Below are 11,901 nucleotides of genomic sequence, written 5' to 3' on the forward strand. Positions count from 1 at the left end.
ACTAACAAAAGTTTTAAGTTAACCACACCTCCAACCGATATAGCTGCTGGAGGTGTCATTTCTTTAAGGTAGGTTCTTCCTTACAGCTTCTCTCGCTAAAGCATGGGCTGCTTTGTTTTGATCATCCGGGATCCATTTTATAAAGAATAGATCGAAGGTATCTGTAATGACTAGTATTTTCTCTAATAAGGCAGCAAATTCTGCATTTTTTGCATAACGTTTTTCAACCGCAGCATACACTATTTGAGAATCTGTTCGAATGGATACGATAGTAGGTGAAAGCTTCTGAACTTCTTCCAGCCCTCTCAACAAAGCTTTAAATTCAGTTATATGGTTCGAATAGATACCTATGTATTCACTCATCTTAATTTGATGGCCTTCTCCCTTTATAAAAATTCCAATTCCACTAGGTCCAGGATTGCCAGTTGTAGAGCCATCGATATATAATTCAATCATTGCTACCATCCTTTTAATAATTGTAAGTACTTTTCTTTTTTACGTGAGCTATATTCATAAATAGTGCTTGATTAATAAAACAAACACTTTATAGAGCAATGTAATATAATGTTACACAAGTAATTAAGTGATCGTAAAAGTCGCTAAAGCGGTAAATCATTTTTTACGTATATTAATTATGATAATTAATTTGTATAGGAGTAAAATAATTGTACAGTTCCATATGACATACCGCAAGGAGTTAAATGTATGAAAAATTCGCAAATTATAAATGAAATTGATCAGCTATTAGAGAACTATTGTGAAGGGTGTTTTGTAAAAAATCAGCTCAGAAAAGAAAAGGGCAAGTCGAAGGCACACCAGTTTTGTATAAATGAGTGTACGGTAGGAGAAGAGATCAAAGAGGCTGGGAATAAGTTATACGGAAAATAAAAAAAGTCCCACGACCAGTTGCCGCGGGAAGAACCGTTTTACTTCGATTTTATAACGTTTGCAGCCTGAGGTCCACGGTTTCCTTCAACGATTTCAAAAGTGACTTCCTGACCTTCTTCTAAAGCCTTGAAACCTTCGCCTTGAATACCAGTAAAATGGACGAACACATCTTCCCCGTCATTGTACTCGATAAAACCATAACCTTTTTCGTTGTTAAACCATTTTACTTTCCCCTGTTGCATAACTGTTCCTCCCTCAATCCACTAAAAATTCAGTTAAATGGATAAAATAAACTATACATGAAATGCTTGCTATCGTCAATAAAATGTCGAATTATAGCTAACTTTCTATCAATTATATGATGTAAAATAAAAATAAAAAGGCTGTGATTTAGTTGAATCTACATGTAGAACCACTAACTGACTTGAGTATTGCCAAAAATGCGGAAATGCAACCTATCGTAAGGATAGCAGAAAGTTTAGGTCTTTCGGATGAAGCATTGGAGTTGTATGGTAAATTTAAAGCGAAAATTGATTTTACTAAAATTCCTGAGAGAACATCACCTGGAAAGGTAGTTTTAGTGACCGCTATTAGTCCAACATCTGCAGGTGAAGGTAAATCTACTGTAACGGTAGGACTATCAGATGCTTTAAAGCGAATGGGACAATCCGTTGTAGTGGCACTACGAGAACCTTCTTTAGGACCAGTCATGGGAGTAAAGGGAGGAGCAACTGGTGGAGGTTATTCTCAAGTACTCCCGATGGAAGAGATAAATCTACATTTTAATGGTGATCTTCACGCTATAACAACTGCAAATAATGCTCTTTCTGCGTTTATTGATAATCATCTTCACCAAGGCAATGAACTTAATATAGATCCAAGAAGGATTACTTGGAAGCGTGTGCTTGATATGAACGACCGATCTTTGCGCAATATAATCGTCGGACTTGGTGGACCTTCTCATGGTATAACAAGAGAAGATGGATTTGACATCACAGTGGCATCAGAAATAATGGCTGTTTTGTGCTTGGCAAAGAACTTAGAAGATTTAAAAGAAAGACTATCGAGGATAGTTATTGGTTATACATATGAAAACGAACCAGTAAATGTTCGTTCTTTGGGAGTAGAGGGAGCTCTAACACTTTTATTAAAAGAAGCGATTAAGCCAAATCTCGTGCAAACAATCGAAGGAACACCCAGTATTATACATGGCGGTCCCTTTGCGAATATAGCTCATGGTTGTAATTCAATCATTGCTACTAAAACAGCAATGAATTTAGCTGATATTGTCGTAACAGAAGCAGGATTTGGGGCTGATTTAGGTGCCGAGAAGTTTATGCATATTAAATCTAGACAAGCAAATATTATTCCTAGCTCTGTAGTTATTGTAGCAACCGTTCGGGCTTTAAAGTTACAGGGTGGAAAACATAAAAATGACTTGAAGGATGAAGATGTGGAGGCTCTGTTAGAGGGGACCAAAAATCTTATGAAGCATGTAGAGACTATTCGTGCATTTGGAGTAGAACCAGTTGTTGCCTTGAACAAGTTTATAACAGATTCTGAGCAGGAAATACATACGCTACTCAATTGGTGTAAAGAAAATAACATTTCCATTGCTTTGACAGACGTTTGGGCGAAGGGAGGCGCTGGAGGAGAAGATTTAGCAAAGTTAGTTTTGAGCGAGCTAGATAAACCTTCTAACTTTTCACCGCTATATGAATTAGCGGATTCGATTGAACAAAAGGTTAGAACAATCGTTCAGAAGGTCTATGGAGGAAAAGAAGTAGTATTTGCAGAGAATGCTTTGAAACAAATCCGTCAAATAGAGGATTATGGATGGGATTCACTTCCTATATGTATGGCAAAAACCCAATACTCACTTTCTGATCAGCCAAAACTAATTGGTAGGCCTACTGACTTTACTATTACAGTGAGAGAAATAATTCCTAAGCTTGGTGCTGGATTTCTTGTCTGTCTCACAGGCGATATAATGACAATGCCCGGATTACCCAAAAAACCTGCTGCATTAAATATGGATGTGGATAATGATGGGCAAGCTATTGGGTTATTTTAAGCTGTTCACTTCTTTCCTTTGAAAAGACTGCACTATAGCAGTCTTTTTTTCTTTTTTTCGTTATAATGAAGTGGACGAATAGTTTAAGGAGTAAAATATATATGAAAACAATACAACTATGTGAGAAATTAGTAAAAGAAGTCTATAACAAGTTTGATGCAAGTCATGATTTTTTGCATATCGAAAGAGTACGAAAAAATGCTTTATATATAGCATCTACTGAGGTTGATGTAGACAATGAAATTATAGAGTTAGCAGTGTTGCTACATGATGTGAGCGATCCAAAATATGTTACGACAGAAGGAAAATATATGGAGGAACATATCATTCAGCAGCTTGACCTTTCAAAAGAAACAACAGAACAAGTCAAAAACATTATACAAGCTGTCTCTTTCAACGGTGGGCATGAAATAACTGCAGATACTATCGAAGCTAAAATTGTTCGTGATGCAGATCGTCTAGATGCTATAGGAGCAGTTGGAATTGCAAGAACGTTTGCTTACGGCGGAGCAAAGGGCAGAAAATTATACGATGTGACTGAAACGCCAAGAGATAATATGTCTGCAGAAGATTATCGCTCTAAACAAACAGCCTCCGTTACTCATTTCTATGAAAAGCTACTTAAATTGGCGGACGGTATGCAAACTAGAACAGGTAAAGAACTTGCCAAAGAAAGACATGCCTTTATGGAATTATTTTTAGAAAACTTAAGACAAGAAACAGGGGAATCTATATGAGCCATTTAATCATTTCCAATCTAACGAAAACAGTGGGAGAGAAGACGCTGTTTGAAAATATTTCATTTACGATTAACAATCAAAATCGCGCAGGGTTAATCGGTATCAATGGAACGGGAAAATCTACTTTTTTATCGATTATTGCAGGAGAGCTAGAGGCAGATTCAATTGATCGAGATCATCCAAACAAATTTAGAATCGCCTATTTGGAGCAGCAACCAGTATTTGAAAAAGATGAAACAGTTCTTCAAACTGTATTTAGCGGAGACTCTCCTATTCTTAAGATTAACAGAGAATATGAGGAAGCACTGCTAGCATTAATGGCTAACTCCGATTCAACTGATTTACAAAATAGATTGATGGATTTGCAACAGAAAATGGATGAACTTCAGGCTTGGGATGTCAATGCTTTAGCTAAGACAGCATTAACTAAACTCGGTATTACTCAGTTTGAAGATTCAATTTTACATTTGTCTGGTGGCCAACAAAAAAGAGTGGCACTAGCAAAAGTATTAATAGAACCAGCAGATTTATTGTTATTAGATGAGCCGACTAACCATTTGGATAAAGAATCCACAGACTGGTTGCAGGATATGCTGCAAAGAGTAGAGGGAGCCATTATCTTTGTTACACATGATCGTTACTTTTTAGATGCAGTAGCGACTCATATTTATGAGCTTGCTGATAAAACTCTTTATACTCATACTGGAAACTATGCTAATTACCTTGAATCCAAAGCGATTCGTGAAGAAATGAATGCTGCTTCTCAGCAAAAGCTACAAAATTTATATCGAAACGAGCTAAAATGGATTCGCAGGGGAGCAAAGGCTAGATCGACAAAGCAAAAAGCGAGAAAGGATCGCTTTGAAGAAATCGATGCAAAGCTGGATCGCGACAATTCTGCACTCAATCTGGAGCTTGAAATGGCTACTACAAGGTTAGGTAAACAAGTGTTAGAAGGCAAAAATATTTCTAAACGCTTTGATTCTAAAGTAATCGTAGACGATTTTTCTTTTATCCTACAGGCAGGAAATCGAATCGGTATTGTAGGCCCTAATGGGGTCGGGAAAAGTACATTGCTAAAAATGCTTGCAGGAGAGGTTCCAATGGACTCTGGAGAAATTGTCGTTGGTTCTACCGTAAAATTAATGCATTTTTCGCAACAACTTCCAAAACTAAATGAACAAACGAGAATGATTGAATATGTACGTGAATCTTCCAATCTGATAGAAACAGGTTCTGGAGAGAAATTTTCGGCAGCTCAAATGCTTGAACGGTTTCTATTTCCACTAAATACACACGGTACTCAGATAGGCAAACTGTCTGGAGGAGAGAAAAAGCGACTTGTCCTTTTAAAAATGTTAATGGAGCAACCAAATGTTCTATTCCTGGATGAGCCTACAAATGACCTGGATATTCAAACATTATCTGTATTAGAGGATTTTATGGAATCCTTCCCAGGCGTTATTATTACGATTTCTCATGATCGTTTCTTCCTAGATCGAATTGCCAAAAAGCTCTGGATCCTTAATGGAGATGGTTTAGTTCAAGAGTGGTTAGGGATTTATTCAGATTATTTGGATGATCTTAAAGATGTATCTAAAGTAGCGGTGGAAATAAAAAAGGAAGAGACACCAGTAAAAAGTATAAAGGAAAAGAAAAAGCTATCCTATAAAGAGCAACGAGAATGGGAAGGGATAAGTGGCGAGATTGAAAAAACCGAGCAGTTAATAGAAGAGCTTGAGCAAAAACTTTTAACTACTGGTTCTGATTTTACATTGTTACAGCAACTAACTGAACAATTAGACCAAGCGAACGCAGCTTATGAGAAGCTAATTGAAAGATGGTCCTATTTAGAAGAAATTGCTTCTTCATGATTTATAATACTGGAGGTATGAATTTTGAAAATATTAACGATTGAACCAACACCAAGCCCAAATACAATGAAGATAGTCATCGACCAGGAGTTACCCTTTGGTAAAAGTCATAACTATAAGAAGGATAACATAACAGATGCCCCAAAAGAGATTCAAAGACTCTTTGAAATTGAAGGAGTAAAAGGGGTATACCATGTTGCCGACTTTTTAGCGATTGAACGAATCGCTAAATTTAGCTGGGAATCCATTTTAGCATCAGTTGAAAATGTATTTGGTGGAGAAAACGAAGCAGAAACAGGAGATAAACCTTTAGATCATTACGGTGAAGTGTATGTCCATGTACAATCCTTCAAGGGAATTCCTCTGCAGGTAAAGGTATTTGATGGTGACTCAGAATCTAGATTTGGTTTATCTGAACGTTTTACTAAAGCATTAGATGAAGCGATGGAAGGTGACAAAGAAAACTATATCATGCTTCGTAAATGGGTAGATTATGGTGTTCGCTACGGAGAACAAAAGGAAATTGGGGAACAGTTAGTAAAAGAACTGGAAGCCAGCTTCCCAGAAAGTAAACTGCAGCAATTAATAGTTGATAAGGATAAAGCTGAAGAAGACAAAAAACCAATTCGGGTTCCTTTTACTCTTGAAGAGTTCGAGGTAGGTGATTGGGAAAAGAGATTCCAGCTTCTTAATAATCTTATCAACCCGGAACTTGAAGATATCCCTGTGCTTGCACGAGCTATTCAGGACGAGCAAGTTTCCATTAGACGACTTGCAACAGTTTACCTTGGCCTTATAGAAGATGAATCCGTTGTACCTTATCTAGAGATGGCGTTAAAGGATAAAAGTTCATCAGTGAGGCGTACTGCTGGGGATGCAATGAGTGATTTAGGTTTTGAACAATTTGCTGGCGCTATGAAGGAAGCTCTTTTTGACAAAAACAAATTAGTTCGTTGGAGAGCAGCAATGTATTTTTATGAAGTAGGAGATGTGGATGCGTTACCAGCTCTGAAAGAAGCAAAAGACGATAAAGAGTACGAGGTCAAGCTTCAAATTCGTATGGCGATTGCCCGAATTGAAGGTGGGGAAGAGGCGAAAGGTTCCGTCTGGAAACAAATGAGTGAAGCAAGAAAATAAGCGAACAATTCTAGGAAGCATTGGAGATATCCTGTGCTTCCTTTTTTGTGATAATAAACTGAAAAGTTTGATACCTGCTGTATAGGAATGTTTTATTTGTACAGATTCGGGTAATTTTTAAGTAATCAATATAAAAGCCTCGTCCTGTAAAAATAAAAAAATATTCCACTAAGAGATGTGTAAATTCAGGAAAATGGGTGAATAATATAAATATAATTTAAAGCCGAAGAGAGGGATCAAAATGAGTAAGGATCAAGTTAAACAAAAAGGAGCCAACTCTAAGGGAAATAGTCATGTTACGTATTATTTTACTATTATTTTTCTAATCGTAGGTACTCTTATAACCTTATATTTACTTACATTTAAAGTAGAAGACATTAACCTTTTCATTGTAGTTTTATCTATTTTAGCTGGTGGACTTCCAATGGGATTCATAGGAGCCTTTATCGATTACAAACTCTCGCTAACAAAAGTTAAATACAAGCGTAATTCAACAGTAAAAGAAAGCAGACCTGAACATTAATTATTAATGTGGGTCTGCTTTTTTCTATTTCGAGAACACAACAAGGGTTTAGGAAATATTTGTAGAGATAAAAATGTATAATGAAATAAAGATGCACCCGAACTTGTGATAAAAGTTCTTTATACATATATCTATTGGAGAAGTATGAAGACGAGGGTAGATGGACTTTTTAAGATAATCAGTAGTTGTCCTATTAAGGGGGGGAGTATAATATGCAGAAAATATTTGTACCATTATTTTTAATAATTGTTTTGGCAGGATGTTCTAATGAAATAGAAATCAAAGAAAAACCTAAAGAGATTGTTTTAGTAGAAGAAAAAATACAGTTACCTTCATTTGATTCAATTGAAAATCCAATTCTTTCACCAAATAATCAAGTAGGGTTTGATTCTATTTATGAAGAAATTTGTTGGTTGGATTGTTCTGCAGAAGATAGATTAAATCATCAGTTTAATAACCAAGGACAAGCACAAATTGGGGATGTAATAAGAGTTAAATGGGATAACATGAATCCGGCTCCGAACAAGGTGGAAATTAAAGAATATACGACCGAGTATCACCAAATTGGCAATACACAATTTATTGCCGATGGACAGAATGGTTTTTACATGAAAGTTAAGGACACTTCTTACAATAAAATATATGAACTAATTTTTATTTGGGAGCAGAATGAGAAATCTGTTGGAAAGAGTAGATTAGCATTTCCCCTAACAAATTAAACAGATCAATATCAATAAAAAAGAGCTGTGAATTTACCACAGTCTCCTTTTATTGATGTTATAAGTACTACATGTTCATGTCATTCAAGCCTGGACTATGTTCGTTTGGCATTGGAGGTAGTACAGGTACTGGGAAACCTGTTGGTGGTGGGGTTACTTGTAAATCACCTTTGTTTCTACTTGGACTTGCACCTTTAAATATTTCTCCTATTCTTGTTGGGTCCAATCTAAAGTTAAATTGAGCATTATGATAGCCCAAATCCACAAACTTTTTACACTCAGGATATTTATTAATATCATAATTCGGAATTGGGAAGATTTTTCCCCATTCTACTCCTAAAGTTTCTAATGCTTTTGCAAAAGCATTTTGGTGTGCATTATCTCGAACGATTAAAAATGCCAGCGTTTCACGGAAAGTTTGGTTTGAACTCATCTCATAAATACGTGTTTTTTGAAGTACACCAGTAGACTCTAGTACCACATTATTAAGCAAGTCTGCAATCAGATTTCCATGGGAATATACCCAAGAACCATTCCAAGGGTTGCCTGAAGCGTCTACGGGTAGCGATGCCTGAGCACCAATAATATAATGATGTGGGTTCCCATGTTGTACAGGGTCATGTAATGGTGCATGATCAGGTCCGCTGTTTCCAGCCAAATTGGTATCTCCAGAGCCATCGAGAAGTGCATTTATGGTGTTTTGTACAAGCTCGACATGTGCGATTTCTTCTAAAAATACACCTCTTAATAAATCACGGTACTGTTTTTCATTACCTCTAAAATTGGAGCTTTGAAAAAAGTACTGCATCATTGTTCTCATTTCCCCGTAGTGACCACCTAATATTTCTTGTAGGACACGAGCAGCCGCTGGGTCTGGCTTGTCTGGTTTAATAATATTTATTAACTCTTCTTTATAGTAATACATCTATTTCCCTCACTTTTCTAAATTCTAATGCTTTAGATAGCGTGAGCCTTAATAGTGGAATTATGCATTTACTTATTTCTACATAAAAAGACTTAGCTTTAAAACTAAGTCTAGTCGAAATCGTTATATAAGCTTAACAACTTTCTGCCTCTTGCTTGAATTGGGATGATTGTTTTAATAGATAATCTAAGGTTTGCACATCAGAGGTAGTGGAGAGCGTATAACTTTGTTTATAACTTTCACACCCTTTCCCTGTTATCACAATCCAGTCATTTGCTTGAGCCATTTTCCATGCATGCTTGATTGCCTCCGTACGATCAGGGATAATAATACACTTTTCATGTGTTCCTAAAAGTTGGAGCTCATTAATCATTTGCTCTGGTGATACATTATTCAAGTCATCAAATGTCAAAATGCATTGATTAGAGTGTTTTAAAGAAATCTCAATCATTTTAGCTCTTTTATTTACGTCTCGATTCCCCCGGAAACCAAAAACATGATATATATTTTTAGCATTTTGAGATTTGACTGTTTCCAAAATATGTTGAAATGCGTTTGCAGTATGGGCGTAATCAATAACAATGGTTGCTCCTGTAGGATGGGAAAATAATTGAAATCGACCAGGTAGACCTTTGAAGTCATTCAGTGCTTCCTCGACAACTCTTGCATCAATACCTAGTTGTACAGAAGTTGCGAAAGCGACAGAGGCATTCTCAATATTATGTTTACCTTGCATTGTAGTCGCAAGAGAAAATGTCTCTTTAACTTGAGTGGTTTCATCTATAAGACTTGAATCCAGTACTGAATAGGTGGGGAACAGGCCATTAATTTTAATTACCTTTCTACCAATAGACTCTACGTATGTATTTAATCTTTCGCTCCAGTCATTGCTTGAGTAAATAATTGCAGTACCGCTATTTTTTAAAAGCGTAAATAATGACTGCTTTGCTAAATAGTAAGACTCCATATTCTTATGATAATCTAAGTGCTCTTGCTCTATATTTGTGAAGATACAAACATCAAATTCAAGACCTTCGAATCTTTGTTGAATAAGCCCGTGTGAGGACACTTCCATTATAATGACCTGATCATTACTAGTTACAACGAGCTCATGAAATGTTAAAGGATCCAATGTAGTGTGAGAGGATGCTTGTTCTTCATTGTTTAAGATAACGGAAATACTTCCAAACAGGGCACAAGAAAAGCCTTGGCTTTCTAAAATATGCTTAATCATGTAAGAGGTAGTCGTTTTACCGTTAGTTCCAGTTATGCCAATAAGGATTTTATCTTTAGTTGGATTTTGAAAATATTTCTTAGCCAAATATGCCAAGGCTGTCCTAGAATCATTTACTTGAAAGTAAGGAACATTTTTTAAATCCAAAGACTTTTCCCCGATGACTGCGACAGCACCATTTTGGATGGCATCTTCAATAAATGAATGACCGTCCATATGGTTGCCAGAGATAGCCACAAACAAAAAACCTTTTTCAACTTTCTTAGAGTTGAAGGCGAGACCACTTACCAAAATATTTTGTGTCATTTGAGTAGCTTTTACGTTTATTGCTGTTAACAATTCATTTAACATCATCATTTTATTTCGCTCCCCATCAAATTAACTTGTGTGTATTACGAGAGAGCTAATCCATCGTAAGATTTAGTTTCAATACATGAAGGTATCTTTTTGTAAATAGCTTTAACAGATATTAGACGTTTATGCTTTTTGAATTACCTTGTTTTATTTTTGTTGAAATTTGTCTGAAAAAGTCGATTTTTATGATATTTCTAATATTATCATAGTTAAATTTCTATCTCTAAAAATAAGAGTAGTTTAATGCAAAAATGATACCATTTTTCCTTAAATTTTTAATAGAAAGGGTTCAATTTGACAATTGTTGTTTCTAATGAGAAAAAATTTAGTTCAATTGGCAAGTTATCAGTGAGAAATTAGCTGGAGATTAATACTTTAGAAATAACAAAATAAGTCCTTCTGATTTTCAGAAGGACTTATTTTGCGTTATTCATTATTTTCTTTAACTAAATTCCTTTATTGTCTCGAAGTTCTATAATTGTTCCTTCAGGAGCTTGTAATTTGCATAGGTTACCATTCTCAACTTGATAAATGAATTCATTGTTTTTCATCAGAAATTTAGCTCCTATTTCACGTAGACGAACCACTTCTGAATTTAAATCATCAACCCATAAACAGAAATGAACTAACCCTTGCGAATTTGAGTCTCCACGACTAAGTATTTCATTTAGTTTTCCAGTTTGTAATTCAATATAAAAGTTATTTAATTGTATCCATGTGTTAAAATTTCTGTCATGAAAACCGGATGATTCTTTTACTAATTTAAAACCTAGCCCTTCGGTGTAAAAATTTAACGATTCATAATATGTATTTGTTTGAATGCATAAATGATGTACAAAGCTTTCTCCCACATAATTACCTCAATTCAGTAAATTGATATCCTAATTATTATTTCTATTTAAAAGTTTCTAACTTCCTCAATGATTGAATTTCCCTCAGTAGCTTCAGAATCAAGCCATTTCCATTTTTCATATAATCTAATTCGCCCATCAGGTAAAATTTTAGGAGTAGAAGTGCATTGGCCACCTCTAATTTCATTTTTGTTGTTAACGTGGTTATATCGAAACTCTAAGCAACCGTCGCCCTTTATAACTCCAATCAATGTGCCTTTTACAATTTCCCCACCACTATATGCTGCTGAGATAATATGTCCCTCTTGTTTGTATTCAAAAATAGTTTTTGAAGAAACTTCACCGTTATCTGTATTTTCAATTGAAACAAAGCATCGACCATTGTAATCTATCACTTTTCTCTTCCCCCTTTGCCTTATGATGTTTAATAATCATACTATTTTTTATTGAACGGAACTATTGATTATTCGATGATTCGTAATAATAAGGATAAAAATTAATATTAAAAGTTAAATGAAGTGAAAAAATTTAAAAAGAGAAGTAGAATAGGAAATATAAAACCCTTTAAATAATGGGAATATG

Annotated in this window: 13 protein-coding genes; 7 read left to right on the plus strand and 6 right to left on the minus strand. The window is 35.4% G+C overall.

Features of this window, described 5'->3' with window-relative positions; genetic code table 11:
• Window positions 1-63 precede the first annotated feature (63 nt).
• Window positions 64-456 (minus strand): reverse transcriptase-like protein, encoded by a 393-nt coding sequence (locus tag MHB55_RS09475; protein WP_144536698.1) that lies wholly within the window; start codon window positions 454-456, stop codon window positions 64-66.
• Between the two features lie 249 nt (window positions 457-705).
• Here MHB55_RS09475 and MHB55_RS09480 point away from each other — a divergent pair, with 249 nt between their 5' ends.
• Entirely contained in the window at window positions 706-888 is a 183-nt protein-coding gene (locus MHB55_RS09480; RefSeq protein ID WP_144536696.1) for a zinc-finger domain-containing protein, read from the plus strand.
• A 38-nt stretch (window positions 889-926) separates the two neighbouring features.
• Here MHB55_RS09480 and MHB55_RS09485 read toward each other — a convergent pair whose 3' ends face one another.
• The gene (locus tag MHB55_RS09485) at window positions 927-1,130 is read right to left on the minus strand and encodes a cold-shock protein (protein WP_144536694.1); all 204 of its coding nucleotides are present in this window, start codon (window positions 1,128-1,130) and stop codon (window positions 927-929) included.
• A gap of 152 nt (window positions 1,131-1,282) precedes the next feature.
• Between MHB55_RS09485 and MHB55_RS09490 the strand changes: the two genes are divergently transcribed.
• From MHB55_RS09490 to MHB55_RS09515, 6 genes are all read left to right on the plus strand, one after another.
• Window positions 1,283-2,962, plus strand: a complete 1,680-nt coding sequence (locus tag MHB55_RS09490; RefSeq protein WP_340863087.1) for a formate--tetrahydrofolate ligase — start codon at window positions 1,283-1,285, stop codon at window positions 2,960-2,962.
• Window positions 2,963-3,063: 101 nt separating this feature from the next.
• Window positions 3,064-3,699 (plus strand): HD domain-containing protein, encoded by a 636-nt coding sequence (locus MHB55_RS09495; RefSeq protein WP_144536692.1) that lies wholly within the window; start codon window positions 3,064-3,066, stop codon window positions 3,697-3,699.
• Complete coding sequence (locus MHB55_RS09500; RefSeq protein WP_340863088.1) at window positions 3,696-5,576, plus strand: ABC-F family ATP-binding cassette domain-containing protein; 1,881 nt, start codon at window positions 3,696-3,698, stop codon at window positions 5,574-5,576. Before MHB55_RS09495 ends, MHB55_RS09500 begins: the two co-directional genes overlap by 4 nt.
• 24 nt (window positions 5,577-5,600) lie before the next feature.
• Window positions 5,601-6,713 carry a conserved virulence factor C family protein gene (locus tag MHB55_RS09505; protein ID WP_154310893.1) on the plus strand — a complete coding sequence of 371 codons (1,113 nt, stop codon included), beginning with the start codon at window positions 5,601-5,603 and terminating at the stop codon, window positions 6,711-6,713.
• Window positions 6,714-6,954: 241 nt separating this feature from the next.
• Window positions 6,955-7,236, plus strand: coding sequence for a hypothetical protein (locus MHB55_RS09510; RefSeq protein WP_144536686.1), 282 nt, complete (start codon window positions 6,955-6,957; stop codon window positions 7,234-7,236).
• A gap of 212 nt (window positions 7,237-7,448) precedes the next feature.
• Entirely contained in the window at window positions 7,449-7,955 is a 507-nt protein-coding gene (locus MHB55_RS09515) for a hypothetical protein (protein ID WP_340863089.1), read from the plus strand.
• A 67-nt stretch (window positions 7,956-8,022) separates the two neighbouring features.
• Here the strand turns inward: MHB55_RS09515 and MHB55_RS09520 are convergent, their stop codons facing one another.
• The 4 genes from MHB55_RS09520 to MHB55_RS09535 all read right to left on the minus strand — a co-directional run bounded on the left by MHB55_RS09520 (window position 8,023) and on the right by MHB55_RS09535 (window position 11,714).
• Entirely contained in the window at window positions 8,023-8,880 is an 858-nt protein-coding gene (locus MHB55_RS09520; protein ID WP_191697048.1) for a manganese catalase family protein, read from the minus strand.
• Window positions 8,881-9,013: 133 nt separating this feature from the next.
• On the minus strand, window positions 9,014-10,471 hold the full coding sequence (locus MHB55_RS09525) for a UDP-N-acetylmuramoyl-L-alanyl-D-glutamate--2,6-diaminopimelate ligase (RefSeq protein WP_340863090.1): 1,458 nt from the start codon (window positions 10,469-10,471) through the stop codon (window positions 9,014-9,016).
• A gap of 443 nt (window positions 10,472-10,914) precedes the next feature.
• Window positions 10,915-11,319 (minus strand): VOC family protein, encoded by a 405-nt coding sequence (locus tag MHB55_RS09530; protein WP_340863091.1) that lies wholly within the window; start codon window positions 11,317-11,319, stop codon window positions 10,915-10,917.
• Between the two features lie 47 nt (window positions 11,320-11,366).
• On the minus strand, window positions 11,367-11,714 hold the full coding sequence (locus MHB55_RS09535; protein WP_191963859.1) for a n-acetylglutamate synthase: 348 nt from the start codon (window positions 11,712-11,714) through the stop codon (window positions 11,367-11,369).
• Window positions 11,715-11,901: the final 187 nt, after the last annotated feature.

Source organism: Psychrobacillus sp. FSL K6-1267 (assembly GCF_038003265.1).
Taxonomy (GTDB): domain Bacteria; phylum Bacillota; class Bacilli; order Bacillales_A; family Planococcaceae; genus Psychrobacillus; species Psychrobacillus faecigallinarum.